17 protein-coding genes are annotated in these 14,827 nt (G+C 67.9%); 7 read left to right on the top strand and 10 right to left on the bottom strand.

Annotated elements, in window-relative coordinates:
- The first annotated feature begins 105 nt into the window (after window positions 1-105).
- Complete coding sequence (locus M1D55_RS20190) at window positions 106-726, top strand: DUF924 family protein (RefSeq protein WP_456281675.1); 621 nt, start codon at window positions 106-108, stop codon at window positions 724-726.
- Window positions 727-732: 6 nt separating this feature from the next.
- Here the strand turns inward: M1D55_RS20190 and M1D55_RS20185 are convergent, their stop codons facing one another.
- The 10 genes from M1D55_RS20185 to M1D55_RS20140 all read right to left on the bottom strand — a co-directional run bounded on the left by M1D55_RS20185 (window position 733) and on the right by M1D55_RS20140 (window position 8,550).
- Window positions 733-1,317: an LOG family protein gene (locus M1D55_RS20185; protein ID WP_006577683.1), complete on the bottom strand. Its 585-nt coding sequence runs from the start codon at window positions 1,315-1,317 to the stop codon at window positions 733-735.
- Window positions 1,314-2,048 (bottom strand): TetR/AcrR family transcriptional regulator, encoded by a 735-nt coding sequence (locus M1D55_RS20180; RefSeq protein WP_006577682.1) that lies wholly within the window; start codon window positions 2,046-2,048, stop codon window positions 1,314-1,316. Before M1D55_RS20180 ends, M1D55_RS20185 begins: the two co-directional genes overlap by 4 nt.
- 128 nt (window positions 2,049-2,176) lie before the next feature.
- A complete protein-coding gene (locus M1D55_RS20175) occupies window positions 2,177-2,656 on the bottom strand; it encodes a diacylglycerol kinase (RefSeq protein ID WP_149319401.1) in 480 nt (159 codons plus the stop codon).
- Complete coding sequence (locus M1D55_RS20170; RefSeq protein WP_006577680.1) at window positions 2,577-3,692, bottom strand: glycosyltransferase family 4 protein; 1,116 nt, start codon at window positions 3,690-3,692, stop codon at window positions 2,577-2,579. The genes M1D55_RS20175 and M1D55_RS20170 overlap by 80 nt, the downstream gene beginning before the upstream one ends.
- A 69-nt stretch (window positions 3,693-3,761) precedes the next feature.
- Window positions 3,762-4,787 carry a UDP-2,3-diacylglucosamine diphosphatase gene (locus M1D55_RS20165; protein WP_232206819.1) on the bottom strand — a complete coding sequence of 342 codons (1,026 nt, stop codon included), beginning with the start codon at window positions 4,785-4,787 and terminating at the stop codon, window positions 3,762-3,764.
- A gap of 150 nt (window positions 4,788-4,937) precedes the next feature.
- The gene (locus M1D55_RS20160; protein WP_456281674.1) at window positions 4,938-5,954 is read right to left on the bottom strand and encodes an esterase/lipase family protein; all 1,017 of its coding nucleotides are present in this window, start codon (window positions 5,952-5,954) and stop codon (window positions 4,938-4,940) included.
- A complete protein-coding gene (locus M1D55_RS20155) occupies window positions 5,951-6,526 on the bottom strand; it encodes an RDD family protein (protein ID WP_456281673.1) in 576 nt (191 codons plus the stop codon). Before M1D55_RS20155 ends, M1D55_RS20160 begins: the two co-directional genes overlap by 4 nt.
- A 233-nt stretch (window positions 6,527-6,759) precedes the next feature.
- Window positions 6,760-7,584: a DUF3106 domain-containing protein gene (locus M1D55_RS20150; RefSeq protein WP_231906243.1), complete on the bottom strand. Its 825-nt coding sequence runs from the start codon at window positions 7,582-7,584 to the stop codon at window positions 6,760-6,762.
- Window positions 7,559-7,987, bottom strand: coding sequence for a DUF3619 family protein (locus tag M1D55_RS20145; protein ID WP_064573092.1), 429 nt, complete (start codon window positions 7,985-7,987; stop codon window positions 7,559-7,561). The genes M1D55_RS20150 and M1D55_RS20145 overlap by 26 nt, the downstream gene beginning before the upstream one ends.
- Window positions 7,984-8,550, bottom strand: coding sequence for an RNA polymerase sigma factor (locus M1D55_RS20140; protein ID WP_006577025.1), 567 nt, complete (start codon window positions 8,548-8,550; stop codon window positions 7,984-7,986). The genes M1D55_RS20145 and M1D55_RS20140 overlap by 4 nt, the downstream gene beginning before the upstream one ends.
- Before the next feature lie 303 nt (window positions 8,551-8,853).
- Between M1D55_RS20140 and M1D55_RS20135 the strand changes: the two genes are divergently transcribed.
- The 6 genes from M1D55_RS20135 (at window position 8,854) to lysM (ending at window position 14,714) form a co-directional block, all read left to right on the top strand.
- Entirely contained in the window at window positions 8,854-10,617 is a 1,764-nt protein-coding gene (locus M1D55_RS20135; RefSeq protein ID WP_006577026.1) for an acetolactate synthase 3 catalytic subunit, read from the top strand.
- Window positions 10,617-11,108 (top strand): acetolactate synthase small subunit, encoded by a 492-nt coding sequence (ilvN, locus tag M1D55_RS20130; protein WP_006577027.1) that lies wholly within the window; start codon window positions 10,617-10,619, stop codon window positions 11,106-11,108. The genes M1D55_RS20135 and ilvN overlap by 1 nt, the downstream gene beginning before the upstream one ends.
- Window positions 11,105-12,250 (top strand): ketol-acid reductoisomerase, encoded by a 1,146-nt coding sequence (ilvC, locus tag M1D55_RS20125; RefSeq protein ID WP_255674175.1) that lies wholly within the window; start codon window positions 11,105-11,107, stop codon window positions 12,248-12,250. Before ilvN ends, ilvC begins: the two co-directional genes overlap by 4 nt.
- A gap of 197 nt (window positions 12,251-12,447) precedes the next feature.
- On the top strand, window positions 12,448-13,092 hold the full coding sequence (locus tag M1D55_RS20120) for a phosphatidylserine decarboxylase (RefSeq protein WP_006577029.1): 645 nt from the start codon (window positions 12,448-12,450) through the stop codon (window positions 13,090-13,092).
- A gap of 26 nt (window positions 13,093-13,118) precedes the next feature.
- On the top strand, window positions 13,119-13,997 hold the full coding sequence (gene pssA, locus M1D55_RS20115) for a CDP-diacylglycerol--serine O-phosphatidyltransferase (protein ID WP_456281672.1): 879 nt from the start codon (window positions 13,119-13,121) through the stop codon (window positions 13,995-13,997).
- A gap of 213 nt (window positions 13,998-14,210) precedes the next feature.
- Window positions 14,211-14,714 carry a peptidoglycan-binding protein LysM gene (gene lysM, locus M1D55_RS20110; RefSeq protein WP_006577031.1) on the top strand — a complete coding sequence of 168 codons (504 nt, stop codon included), beginning with the start codon at window positions 14,211-14,213 and terminating at the stop codon, window positions 14,712-14,714.
- Window positions 14,715-14,827: the final 113 nt, after the last annotated feature.

Below are 14,827 nucleotides of genomic sequence, written 5' to 3'. Positions count from 1 at the left end.
TACCACTGCCGATTGAACCCACCTCCCTCTCCCCAGCCCTCTCCCCCTGAGGGGGAGAGGGAGTCCTTCATCGCGGGATTCGATTCGGGAAGGAAATTGCAAACGATGGACCAGACCAATCACAACAACCTCGCCGCGCGCATCCTGGCCTTCTGGTTCGGCACGCCGGACTCGCCCGACTGGGATCGCGAACGGGCGATGTGGTTCACGCGCAGCGAAGCGTTCGATGCGCGCGTGCGTGAAGAATTCCTGCCGGCATGGGAGGCCGCGCATGCGGGCACCGATGGATGGTCCGCGTTCGTCGAGACCACCGCCGAGCTCGCCCCGGAAACGGTCTGCGCGCGCATCGTGCTGCTCGATCAGTTCCCGCGCAACATGTTCCGCGGCGATCCGCGCAGCTTTGCCACCGATGCGCAGGCGCTGGCGCTGGCCCGGCAGATGGTCGAGCGCGGCGACGACCGCTGCCTGCCGACGCCGTATCACCGGATGTTCTGCTATATGCCGTTCGAGCATGCCGAGGCGCTGGACGCCCAGCACGCGGCGGTCAAACTGATGGCGGCGCTGCGCGAGGACACCGCGGGGCGCGTCGACGTCGTCGAATGGGCCGAGCGCCACCGCGTGGTGATCGAACGCTTCGGCCGCTTCCCGCATCGCAATGGGGTACTGGGCCGGCCCAGCACCGACGAGGAAGTCGCCTTCCTGCGCCAGCCGGGCTCGTCCTTCTGAATCCGATCAGGTCTTGTCGCGGGCCTGCTGCCACTTGTCGACGCGCAGCTGCGGCACGTTGGCCAGCGACGAGAGGATGCCGTCCGGCGTGTCGGCCACGCGCAGCAGGCCGGCGTGTTCGGGCTTCAGGAAGCCTTCGCCGACCGCATGGCGCAGGAAGCCGATCATGCCGTCATAGAAGCCGGCGACATTGAGCACGCCGACCGGCTTGGCGTGATAGCCCAGCTGCAGCCAGGTGAAGGTCTCGAACAGTTCCTCGTAGGTGCCGATGCCGCCGGGCATCGCGACGAAAGCGTCGGCGCGGTCGGCCATCATCTGCTTGCGTTCGTGCATGTTGCGCACGACGTGCAGCTCGGTCAGGCCGGCGTGGCCGATCTCCTTGTGCATCAGCGCCTCGGGAATGATGCCGATCGCGGTGCCGCCATGCTCGAGCACCGCATCGGCGACCATGCCCATCAGGCCGACCTTGCCGCCGCCGTAGACGAGCGCCAGGCCCTTGTCGGCCAGCGCGCGGCCCATCGCCCGCGCGGCCTGCGCGTATTCCGGCCGGTTGCCGGGGCTCGAACCGCAATAGACACAAACCGATTTCACTGCTTTCCTTCCTGTCTGGGTTTGGATGGGGGAGTCGATCCCGACGGGGTCGCCGCCTGTGCCTTCTCGGCGGCGAACTCGCGCGCCAGCTGATCGAAGGCCTGGCGCGCATTGCCGCGCAGATAGGGCGCGAGGATCGAGAAGATGTGATAGCTGGCGCTGTGCAGATAGCCGCGGATCTGTTCCGGATCGTTGTACTGGCGCGGATGCTGCACGAACTGGAACGACAGCCAGTAGGTCGCGACCACCACGATATTGGTGCAGATCGCTTCGACCTGGTCGGGCGTCGCCTCCATCTCGCCGTCGTCGAGGAACTGGCGGCAGATCTCCTGCGCGAAGCGCTTCTTCTGCTCGACGATCCGCTTGAAGTTGGTCTCCAGCATCCGGTTGCGGGCCAGCAGATCGTTGATGTCCCGGTACAGGAAGCGATAGTTCCACAGGAACTCGGACATGTACTGCAGGTAGCCCCAGCTTTCGCCGAGCGTCGGCTTGTGGTCGTCGGGCAGCTTCAGCCGGCGCTCCATTTCCTGCTCGAAGCGCGCGAAGATCGACGTGATGATGTCGTCCTTGTTGCGGAAGTGGTAGTACAGGTTGCCGGGGCTGATCTCCATCGCCTCGGCGATGGTGGTGGTGGTCACGTTGGGCTCGCCGACCTCGTTGAACAGGCGCAGCGAGACATCGAGGATGCGGTCCCGCGTGCGGCGGGGACCGGTCTGGGGTTTGGATTCCATGAGGCCGGGCAAGCTAGGCAGCCGCGGGCCGCAAACAGACGGGCCGGCGCACTGCGAATGGACGGACTGCGATTATATGCAATGGCATCGCATGCGCCCCTGCGGCGCTCCGCCGCCGCGGTCCCCGCTCAGCCGATCAGCGCGCGCAGCCAGCCCACCACGTGCGGGGCGGCGATCGCCAGCCAGGTGCCGCCGCACAGCACCAGCGCCAGCATCACCGCCGCGCTGCCGAAGTCCTTGGCCCGCTTGGACAGGCCGTGCCGCTCCAGCGAGATGCGGTCGACCGCGGCCTCGACGCTGGAGTTCAGCAGCTCGACGATCAGCACCAGCAGCAGCGTGCCGAGCAGCAGGATCCGTTCGACCACGGTCACCGGCAGCAGGAAGGCCAGCGGCGTCAGCACCGCGACCAGCGTCAGCTCCTGCCGGAACGCGCTCTCCTCGAGCACCGCATAGCGCAGGCCGGACAGCGAGTTGACCGCGGCCCGCCAGGCGCGGGCGATGCCGCGGTTGCCCTTGTGGGGGTTGTCTTCAATCGTGTAGTCGCCGTTCTCGCGGGGCAAGGTCGGCTTCGGCACGGAGTTGTCGGAGGGAAGAGGGGGTTTCGCCATGATCTTGTCGGGGGCGCGCGGCCTGGCCGTTCGGCATGCCGTGCAGCGGTCGCAGATGCGCGAGGAACTGTTCGGACGCGGCGCGCCACGAGAAGCGTTCGGCGTGCGCGCGCGCGGTGGCGCGGTCGATGCGCAGCGCTTCGAGGCAGGCCTCGCGCAAATCCTCGTGCATCACGCCGGCGTCGCTGTCGCCCAGTACATCGATCGGCCCGGTGACCGGATAGGCCGCCACCGGCAGACCGCTGGCCAGCGCTTCGAGCAACACCAGCCCAAAGGTATCGGTGCGGCTCGGGAACACGAAGACATCGGCCGAAGCATACACCTTGGCGAGTTCGGGCTGGCTCAGCACGCCCAGGTAGTTCGCGTTCGGATAGCGGGCCCGCAGCGCGGGCAGCGCCGGGCCGTCGCCGACCACCCATTTCGATCCGGGCAGATCGAGCGACAGGAAGGCCTCGACATTCTTCTCGACGGCGACGCGGCCGACGTAGAGGAAGATCGGGTGGGCGGTGTTCAGCACGTTGACCGGCTGCGGCACGAACACGTCGAGATCGACGCCGCGCGTCCACAGCACCGCATGCTCGATGCCGAAGCGGTGCAGGTCCTGCAGCACCACCGGGGTCGGTGCCATCACCGCCTGGGCCGGCCCGTGGAACCAGCGCAGGAAGCGATAGGTCCAGGCCAGCGGAATGCCGAAGCGCGCCTGCACGTATTCCGGAAAGCGGGTGTGGTAGGCCGTCGTGAACGGCAGCTTCTGGCGCACCGCATGGCGGCGTGCCGCCAGGCCGAGCGGGCCTTCGGTGGCGATATGCAACGCGTCCGGCGCGAACTCGCGGATGCGCCGGCGCACCGCGGCGCCAGGCAGCAGCGACAGGCGGATCTCGGGGTAGGTCGGGCAGGGCACCGTGCGGAATTCGAGCGGCGTCAGCAGTTCCACGGTATGGCCCATCGCCTGCAGTTCGCGGCGGGTCGACTTCAGCGTGCGAACCACGCCGTTGACCTGCGGTTCCCAGGCATCGGTGACGATCAGGATTTTCATGGTGTGTCCTTGCGGCGAAAGCCGCGGTATCGGTTGCCCGGCAGCGGTCGGTCGGAATGCGGCGCGGCGCTACGCCGTCGCCGCGCTCTTGCGCGTGCGGCGCGCGACCGCCGGCGCGGGGTCGCGCAGCGTGGTCCAGTAGACGATCTTCAGCTCGCCCTCGACGGTCTCGACCAGCGCCGACAGGCTCTCGACCCAGTCGCCATCGTTGCAGTAGAGCTGGCCGTCGACCTCGCGGATCTCGGCCTTGTGGATATGGCCGCAGACCACGCCATCGCAGCCGCGCCGGCGCGCTTCCTCGACCATCGCGTGTTCGAACGAGCTGATGTAGTTGACCGCGTTCTTGACCTGGTGCTTCAGGTACTGCGACAGCGACCAGTACGGAAAGCCCAGCCGCGCGCGGATGCGGTTGAAATGCCGGTTCAGCGCGAGGATCAGCGTGTACAGCGTGTCGCCCAGGTACGCGAGCCAGCGCGCGTGCTGCACGACGCCGTCGAACAGGTCGCCATGGACGACCCACAGGCGCCGGCCGGTGGCGGTCACGTGCACCGCTTCCTCGCGCACCACCACGTCGCCGAAGGCCAGGCCATCGAACTGGCGCGCGACCTCGTCATGGTTGCCCGGGACATAGATGACCTCGGTGCCCTTGCGCGCCTTGCGCAGCAGCTTCTGCACGACGTCGTTGTGGCTCTGCGGCCAGTACCAGCCGCGCCGCAGCTGCCAGCCGTCGATGATGTCGCCGACCAGGTACAGCGTGTCGGACTCGTTGTGCTTGAGGAAATCGAGCAGGTAGTCGGCCTGGCAGCCCGGCGTGCCCAGATGGATATCGGACAGCCAGATCGCGCGGTAGCGCTCGACTTCGGGCGGCTCGGGAGAGGGGGCTGCGGCGGGGACCGGGTCGCGCCGGTCGTGCTGGTCCGGGCGGCCGGTGTCGGCGGGGAAGGCGGTGGTCGGCGCACGGTCCAGGCCGGGCGGCATGAAGGCGGCTGGCATGCCGGGAATGGCGGCCAGCGGCAGCATCGGGTCGGAGCGTCCGCGCAGTCGCTGCGCGGCGCGGGCCAGATGTGCCCGGGCGGAACGGAGTGGACTGACCATGGCGGCCCCGGTGACGGCGATGACTGCATTGAGCCAGCCATCGATGACGGCGCCGTGACGGAAACATGAATGACATGTGACCAACCGTAAAGACGGTGGGCGACCTGCAGGCGCGGCGATGCCGCGGGCCAGCGTTCGATCAGCCGGGGATCAGGAAGCGGCCGTGGCAGGGGCGTGCGCGAGACGGTCCAGCGCTGCCAGCACCGCGTCGACGGCGCGTGGGTCGCGCAGCAGCGAAACATGGCCGATGCCGGCCAGCGCCACGTTGTGGGCGCCGTCGAGCCAGCTGGTTTCGGCCGGGCCGGCGATCGAATCGTGCCAGCTGAAGATCGACACCATCGCGGCGCGGTCGCGCGGGCTTTCGCTGCGCGCCAGCGCCTGCAGCCAGTCGTTGCCGCAGCGCATCTGGCGCGCATTGGCGCCGCTGCCGATGCTGGCCAGCGTGCAGCCGTGGTGCGGCGTGCCCAGCGTGACGATGCCCGCGCAGGCAGCGGGCCGCGGCTCGCGGCGGGCACGGGCCAGCGCCGCGCGCGCGGCCAGTCCGCCCATGCTGTGGCACAGCAGCAGCGGGGCGTGGCCGGTGGAGCGGTTCAGCGCTTCGATCGCGGTGAGCAGCGCGTCGCCGTAGTCGTCGATATCGGCCAGCATCGGCTCGAGGTCGATCGCCTCGCAGCGATAGCCCGCCGCCGCCAGCGCCGGCTGCAGGTCGAGCCAGACCGCGCGGTTGCAGCCGTAGCCGTGCACCAGCAGCACCGGTGGGCGGGATGCGGCAGCGTCCTGACGGGCCGGCATCAGCGGCCGCCGATGGCGGAAGGGTTGCAGCCAGTTGAACATGCGGAACACCGCGACGCATTCGCGCAAATAGCAGAGCAGCGCCTGCCGGGGTCCGAGCCGCGCGGCGGCGCGATGCGCCTGCAGCGCGGGCGGCAGCGTCGGCATGCCGGCGCGGAACGCGTTGGTAGCCGATGCGCCGGTGCCGCCCACCGAGATCGCGAAGGCCATCGCGACCGACAGCCCGAACAACACCAGCACGGTGACGATGCCGCCGGCCAGCGCCGCGGGCCAGTTCCAGTCGGCCAGTCGGACCAGCGCCAGCGCGACGCCGCAGGCACCGCCGAGCTGCATCGCCACGGCGATGCGGCGCACCGCGGTGGCGGTCAGCTTCATGGCTGGCGCGGCGGCCGCAGGTCTACCAGCCGCGTGCCGGCCAGCCGATCGTGCAGGAACTGGCGGCGCCGATCGAGAAAGGCTACCAATATCCACACGCCCAGGCCGCACGCCAGCACGCCGACGAACGGTCCCTTGACGAGGCCCAGCGCATGGCCCACCGCCGCCGACGGCGGCAGCCACAGCCATGCCAGCAGATAGCGCAGCGCCGCGCGGGGCCAGCGCGGCGGCCTGCCGTCGGCGCCTTCGACGCGGATGCGCCAGGTCTGCATCGGCAGCGTCTGGCCGGTGCGTTGCCAGAACCAGGTGAAATAGAGGCCCATCACCAGGAAGCTCCACAGCTGCATGGCCAGCGGCGTGTCGATACGCAGTTCCCGCAGCAGCGGCCGGGCCAGCAGATAGAGCGCGGTGGAGGCGCTGAGCACGCCGAACAGCAGCACGCCTTCGTACAGCATGCAGGCGACGCGGCGGCGGATCGGGGGCGCGTGCGTGGGGACCTGCTCGGGTGCCTGCGCGGAGGCGGTCGGCTCGGGGCGCGCTGCGGCGGCGTCAGTGGCGGTCTTGGCGGACATGGACTGGCATGGACGGAGTCGGGGCGAGGCGCGGACAAAGGCCGCGCTGGCGTGTGGGCAGCGGCATTATGCCAAAGGCGTCGCCATGGGCCGCATCGCGCGGCGGCGTGGCGGTTGGTACGGGAGAGCGGGGAGCGGGAGAGGGCAGCGCGGCTTCGGGCGGCTTCGGGCGGCTTCGGGCGGCCGCGGGCGACGGCGGCGCCGATCCGTTGCCGCGAATCAGCTTCCGCAGATCAATTGCCGCGAGAGAAGGTGTCGGTGCTGGCGGCCGGCGCGGTCTCGGCGACCGGTGTCGAGGCGGCCGTCGCGCTGGCGGCGTCGAGCGGGATGCCGGTACCGGGGCTCGCCGCAACGGCGCCGCTGGCCGGGGTGGCGCCCGGCACGAGCGCGGCGGAGGCCGACAGCACGGCTGGGGCGCTCGCCGCCGCGGCGGGCGCGGAAGCGCCGCCCGTCGCGTGCGGTACCGGCCGTACGGGCGCCGTCGTCGAGATCGGCGGCTTGCGGCTGGATGGCAGCGCGCTGACCGCGCCAGGGCGCGGGGGCACCTTGGCGGCCTCGGCGAGCTGACGTTTCTGTTCTTCGGGCAGCTGCTGGTAGCGGTCCCAGGCCTCGGTCTTGCGCTCGACCGGCACGGTGCGATGGATCTGGAAGTTCTCGCGCGCCAGCCGGCGCTGCTCCGGCGTCATCTGCGCCCACTCGGTCATGCGCGCATGCAGCCGCTGCTGCTCGGCCGGCGACAGTTCCTGGAAGCGGGCGGCGATGCGAAGCCACTTGCGGCGGTGGACCTCGGTCAGCGTGTTCCACTGGCCGGCCAGCGGCGCCAGCACGCGCTGCTGCGCCGACGTCAGTTCGGACCAGGTCGGGCGCGCCGCACGGACCGCGGGGTTGGCGGCCGGGCTCGACGCCCTGGCGGCCGGTTCGACCGCATCGCGCGCATGCGCGGCCGGCGGCGTCAGGCACCACAGCGCGGCGGCGCTCAGGCCGGCGCCCAGCCACAGCGCGAGCTCACGGTGCGCGCCGACGCGCGCGCGCTTACTCGCCATGCTTGAGAAAGACATGGAAGCCCTCGTCCGCGTAGGCGGCCGGAGGCAGTTCGTCGAGCAGCATCGCGGCGTCGACATCGGCCAGTTCCTCGATCCGTTGCTGCTGCTGCCATTGGTAGATGCCGGCCAGTCCGCCGGCCAGCGCGACCACCGTCCATACCAGGCCGAGCCGGCGCACCCAGTCGCCCAGCGGCCGCATCGACCGGTGCGCGCCGCCGTGCAGCGACGGTCCTGCCGTGGCCAGTCGAGGTGATGTTTGAGGCGCTTCTTCGCGGCGGCGCGACAGCGCCACGCGGCGTGCGGCGGCCAGGCGCGCGGCGATATCGTCCGGCACCTGGTTGGCGGAAGCGTCCAGCATGGCGGTGATCTGCCGGGCCAGGCGGCGTTGCTCGATCTCGGATGCGTTTCTGCTGTTCATAGTCGGAGTCCCCGGGCGCGCAGCGCCTGCGCCAGGGCGTGCGTGGCGCGCGAACAGTGGGTCTTGACGCTGCCTTCGGAACATCCCATGGCAGCGGCCGTTTCCGCGACGTCCATATCCTCCCAGTAACGCAGCAGGAAGGCCTCGCGTTGACGGGTGGGCAGGCGCTGGACTTCTTCCTCGATGATGCGCATGGTCTGCACGCGCTCGAACCGGTCGGCGCTGCTCTCGGCGGCCTGCGATCCCGGCTCGCTCTCCAGCGCCTCCAGCAGGTCGGCGTCCTCGCCATCGCGCTCGTCGCGCAGGTTCGAGAACAGCGTGACCCAGGTATTGCGCACCTTCTGGCGGCGAAACCAGTCGTGGATGGTGTTCTGCAGGATGCGCTGGAACAGCGGCGGCAACTCGGCGGGGCCGCGGTCGCCGTATTTTTCGGCCAGCTTGATCATGGCGTCCTGGACGATGTCCAGGGCGGCCTGTTCGTCCCGTACCGCGAATACCGCGTGCTTGAAGGCGCGGCGTTCGGCGCTGGCGAGAAAATCGGATAGTTCCTGTTCGGTTGCCATGCGGCGGGCAAGAGCGGCCGGCCAATGCCGCACGAGGGCGGGGCGGCCGGCAGCCCGGAAATCAGCAAAATGCGGCGATGCTAGCAAATAACGGGGCGGCCGTGTCGCCCCGGCGACACGATACGAGGTCATAGACCGCGCTGGTGCGATGCAGTATCATCGACGGTTCACGACATCAGTGGTTGTCTCATCTGGCCGCTTATGAGGCGGTCTCCCATGCAGACGCGCACCGCTTGAACCCGTGCCACAAGCCCGGCAGAGAGCATCCAAACAATTTTTTGCCGAAAATTGCAAAGGACTGACATGAACATGCCCAGCGCGGAATTCTCCCACGCCGACAGCAATTCATCCGCCGCACCCGAAATGATCGGGGCGGAAATCCTCGTCCACGCACTTGCCGAAGAAGGCGTCGAATACGTCTGGGGTTATCCCGGCGGCGCAGTGCTGTATATCTACGACGAGCTGTACAAGCAAAAGAAAATCGAGCACATCCTGGTGCGCCACGAGCAGGCCGCGGTCCACGCCGCGGACGGCTATGCGCGCGCGACCGGCAAGGTGGGCTGCGCGCTGGTGACCTCGGGTCCCGGCGTGACCAATGCCGTCACCGGCATCGCCACCGCCTATCTGGACTCGATTCCGATGGTCGTGATCACCGGCAACGTGCCGACCCACGCGATCGGCCAGGATGCCTTCCAGGAGTGCGACACGGTCGGCATCACGCGGCCGGTGGTCAAGCACAACTTCCTGGTCAAGGACGTGCGCGATCTGGCGGCGACCATCAAGAAGGCCTTCTATATCGCCGCGACCGGCCGACCCGGTCCGGTGGTGGTCGACATCCCGAAGGACGTGTCGCGCAATGCCTGCCGCTACGAGTACCCGAAAGCGATCGACATGCGCTCGTACAACCCCGTCAACAAGGGGCATTCGGGCCAGATCCGCAAGGCATTGGCGCTGCTGCAGAGCGCCGAGCGGCCGCTGATCTATTCGGGCGGCGGCGTGGTGCTGGCCAATGCCAGCGACGAGCTGCGCCAGCTGGCCGCGCTGACCGGCCATCCGGTCACCAACACGCTGATGGGCCTGGGCGCGTTCCCCGGCACCAGCAAGCAGTTCGTCGGCATGCTCGGCATGCACGGCACCTACGAAGCCAACATGGCGATGCAGAACTGTGACGTGCTGATCGCCATCGGGGCGCGCTTCGACGACCGCGTGATCGGCAACCCGGCGCACTTCACCTCGCAGCCGCGCAAGATCATCCATATCGACATCGACCCCTCGTCGATCTCGAAGCGGGTCAAGGTGGACATCCCGATCGTCGGCAACGTCAAGGACGTGCTGCAGGAGCTGATCGCGCAACTGCAGGCCAGTGACGTCAAGCCGCGCCGCGAGGCGCTGTCGCGCTGGTGGGAGCAGATCGAGCAATGGCGCTCGGTGGACTGCCTGAAGTACGACCGCGATTCCGAGATCATCAAGCCGCAGTACGTGATCGAGAAGATCTGGGAACTGACCAAGGGCGATGCCTTCGTCTGCTCGGACGTCGGCCAGCACCAGATGTGGGCCGCGCAGTTCTACAAGTTCGACCAGCCGCGCCGCTGGATCAACTCCGGCGGCCTCGGCACGATGGGCGTGGGCCTGCCGTACGCGATGGGCATCAAGAAGGCGTTCCCGGACAAGGAAGTCGTCACCGTGACCGGCGAGGGCTCGATCCAGATGTGTATCCAGGAACTGTCGACCTGCCTGCAGTACGACACCCCGGTCAAGATCTGCGCGCTGAACAACCGCTACCTGGGCATGGTGCGCCAGTGGCAGGAGATCGAGTACGACAACCGCTACTCGCATTCCTACATGGACGCGCTGCCCGACTTCGTCAAGCTGGCCGAGGCCTATGGCCACGTCGGCATGCGCATCGAAAAGACCGCCGACGTCGAGCCGGCGCTGCGCGAAGCCTTCCGCCTGAAGGACCGCACCGTGTTCCTGGATTTCCAGACCGACCCGACGGAAAACGTCTGGCCGATGGTGCAGGCGGGCAAGGGCATTTCGGAAATGCTGCTCGGCGCGGAGGACCTGTGATGCGACACATCATTTCGGTCCTGCTGGAGAACGAACCGGGCGCGCTGTCGCGCGTGGTCGGGCTGTTCTCGGCGCGCGGCTACAACATCGAGACGCTGACCGTGGCGCCCACCGAGGACGCCTCGCTGTCGCGGATGACGATCGTGACGACCGGCTCGGATGACGTGATCGAACAGATCACCAAGCATCTGAACCGGCTGGTCGAGGTGGTCAAGGTGGTCGACCTGACCGAGGGCGCGCACATCGAGCGCGAGCTGATGCTCGTCAAGGTGCGCGCCGTCGGCAAGGAGCGCGAGGAGATGAAACGCACCGCGGACATCTTCCGCGGCCGGGTCATCGACGTCACCGAGAAGACCTACACGATCGAGCTGACCGGCAACGGCAGCAAGCTCGATGCCTTCCTCGATGCGATCGACCGCAGCGCGATCCTGGAGACCGTCCGTACCGGCGGCTCGGGAATCGGCCGGGGCGAGCGCATCCTGAAGGTCTGACGCCGGTCTCTCGCGCGGCAACCCCACCACACCCCATTGCAGTATCGACGGCGGCGCGCCGGCGCCAACCCCATGCGCGGCGCGTCGTCGACTCCCAACATCGGAAAAAGAGCGAAGGAATCATCATGAAAGTGTTTTACGACAAGGACGCCGACCTGTCCCTGATCAAGGGCAAGAACGTCACCATCATCGGCTACGGCTCCCAGGGTCACGCCCACGCGCTGAACCTGAACGACTCGGGCGTCAAGGTGACGGTCGGCCTGCGCAAGAACGGCGCGTCGTGGAACAAGGCCGTCAACGCCGGCCTGCAGGTCAAGGAAGTGGCCGAGGCCGTCAAGGACGCCGACGTGGTCATGATCCTGCTGCCGGACGAGCAGATCGCCGACGTCTACAAGAACGAAGTGCACGACAACATCAAGGAAGGCGCCGCGCTGGCCTTCGCCCACGGCTTCAACGTGCACTACGGCGCGGTGATCCCGCGCGCCGACCTCGACGTGATCATGATCGCGCCGAAGGCCCCGGGCCACACCGTGCGTTCGACCTACAGCCAGGGCGGCGGCGTGCCGCACCTGATCGCGGTGCACCAGAACAAGTCGGGCGCCGCCCGCGACATCGCGCTGTCGTACGCCACCGCCAACGGCGGCGGCCGTGCCGGCATCATCGAGACCAACTTCCGCGAAGAGACCGAGACCGACCTGTTCGGCGAGCAGGCCGTGCTGTGCGGCGGTACCGTCGAGCTGATCAAGGCCGGCTTCGAGACGCTGGTCGAAGCCGGTTACGCGCCGGAAATGGCCTATTTCGAGTGCCTGCACGAGCTCAAGCTGATCGTCGACCTGATCTATGAAGGCGGCATCGCCAACATGAACTACTCGATCTCCAACAACGCCGAGTACGGCGAGTACGTGACCGGCCCGCGCGTGGTCACCGAGGAGACCAAGAAGGCCATGAAGCAGTGCCTGAAGGACATCCAGACCGGCGAATACGCCAAGAGCTTCCTGCTCGAGAACAAGGCCGGCGCGCCGACGCTGATCTCGCGCCGCCGCCTGACCGCCGAGCACCAGATCGAGGAAGTGGGTGCCAAGCTGCGCGCGATGATGCCCTGGATCGCCAAGAACAAGCTGGTCGACCAGTCGAAGAACTAAGCGTGCCGGACGCCGCGCCGCCGGGTTTGCCGGGCGGCGCGGTCCTGCGCGTTGCAGCCGTCCAGCCTTCCGTCCCGACCGGAGGCGGTCGCCATGGCCAGACCATGGTCCGCCGAGGGAAAACGGGGGAGGGCTGGGCGGCTTTTTGTTATCCTTGTCAGACTTGACTGACCTCCATAGACCTCTTTCCCACCTGCATGAACTATCCCCATCCGCTGATCGCCCGTGAAGGCTGGCCGTTCCTGGCCGGCGCTTTTGTCATCTCGCTGCTGGTGCATGCCAGCGCGGGATTCTGGTGGGCGCTGCCGCTCTGGATCATCACGGTGTTCGTGCTGCAGTTTTTCCGCGATCCGCCGCGGCCGATTCCGACCCAGCCCAATGCGGTGCTGGCGCCGGCCGACGGACGCATCGTCGCGGTCGAGAAGACCCAGGATCCCTACGCCGGCCGCGAGGCGCTGAAGATCAGCGTGTTCATGAACGTGTTCAACGTCCATTCGAACCGCGTGTCGGTCGACGGCACCGTCGAGAAGATCGACTATTTCCCCGGCCAGTTCGTCAACGCCGACCTGGACAAGGCCTCGACCGAGAACGAGCGCAATGCGGTGGTGATCCGCCGCGCCGGCGACGACAAGGTCGTCACGCTGGTGCAGGTCGCCGGCCTGATCGCGCGGCGCATCCTGTGCTACACGCGCGTCGGCGACACGGTGGCGCGCGGCCAGCGCTACGGCTTCATCCGCTTCGGCTCGCGCGTCGACGTCTATCTGCCGCTCGACGCCCGGCCGCGCGTGACGATCGGCGAGAAGGTTTCGGCTTCGTCGACGATCCTCGCCGAGCTGGATTGAGCCACGAGCGATCGAGGAGATTCGGCATGGGTGCATTCAATCGGCGCAACAAGCGCGTGGTCGGCGGCAACGTGACCCACCTGCGGCCGTTCCGGCATAACCAGATGCGAGGCGCGGAAAACGATCCGGCGGACGACGACGAGCTCGAGGTCGAATACGTGCGGCCGCGCCGGCGCGGCATCTACCTGCTGCCGAACGCCTTCACCACGGCCGCGCTGTTCGCCGGCTTCTTCGCCATCGTGCAGGCGATGAACATGCGTTTCGATGTCGCGGCCATTGCCATCTTCGCGGCGATGGTACTCGACGGCATGGACGGCCGCGTGGCCCGCATCACCAATACGCAGAGCGCCTTCGGCGAGCAGTACGACTCGCTGTCGGACATGACATCGTTCGGCGTCGCGCCGGCGCTGGTGATGTACGAATGGATCCTGAAGGACCTGGGCAAGTGGGGCTGGATCGCGGCCTTCGTCTATTGCACCTGTGCGGCACTGCGGCTGGCGCGCTTCAACGCCAATATCGGCGTGATCGACAAGCGCTTCTTCCAGGGGCTGCCGAGCCCGGCCGCGGCGGCACTGGTGGCCGGCTTCGTCTGGCTCGCGATCGACAACAAGCTGCCGGTGCGCGAACTGTGGATGCCGTGGGTGGCGTTCGCGATCACGCTGTATGCCGGGCTGTCGATGGTCACCAATGCGCCGTTCTACAGCGGCAAGGCGCTCGACGTGCGCCATCGCGTCTCCTTCGGCGTGATGATCCTGGTGATGGTGCTGTTCGTGGTGGTGTCCAGCGATCCGCCGGTGGCGCTGTTCGGGCTGTTCGTCGGCTATGCGATTTCCGGCTACGTGCTGTGGGGCTGGCGCGCGATGCAGGGCGGCGTGGCGCGCTCTCAGGCGGGCGGCCCGGACTGACGCCGGGCCGCGCGGAGGAGCCGCGGATGTCGATTTGATGAACGGAAAAGGCGCTTCGGCGCCTTTTTCGATTTTGCGTTTGCTTGCGATTCCCCGCTTGTGATGTCCGTCCAATTCGCGGTATGTTGCCGAGGCGTCATGCCGCGAAGGCATGGCGGCCCGCCGCGTAGCCGCGATCGGCTACCGACTTGCCACTGACACAAGGAGAATCCCATGAGCGTGCTGGATTTCATCAAGGAAGCAGGCGAGAAGCTGTTCGGCCGCGAAGCCAAAGCCGCCGAGCCGGCCCAGGCCGCGCCCGCCGATGCCGCGCAGCAGGCCGAGGCGGCCAACCGCACCGCCGGCGAAGCGATCGAAAACTACATCCGCAAGATGGGTCTCGATGCGACCGGGCTGTCGGTGCAGGTCGACGGCGCCCAGGGCAAGGTCACGGTGTTCGGCGTCGCGCCGGACCAGGCCACGCGCGAGAAGATCATCCTGTGCTGCGGCAACGTCGAAGGCGTCGAGCAGGTCGAGGACAAGATGTCGGTCAACGTCGAGTCGGAATCGGCGCAATGGCATACCGTGGCCAAGGGCGACACGCTGTCGGCGATCGCGCAGAAGTACTACGGCAAGGCCAACGCCTACAACGCGATCTTCGAGGCCAACCGGCCGATGCTGTCGCACCCGGACAAGATCTATCCGGGCCAGAAGCTGCGTATCCCGCCCCAGGCCTGAGGCCCTGCAGCGGCCCCGCGTTGCGCGGGGCAGAGCGGCGCGCGGCCGCTTGGGGGAAATCCCCGTGTTGCGCGCCGTTGCCATCTCGGCTATATTCGCTGCCATGATTTCGC

The sequence above is a fragment of the Cupriavidus sp. JZ107 genome (assembly GCF_053903255.1).
This window is presented reverse-complemented; position numbering and strand designations above follow the sequence as displayed.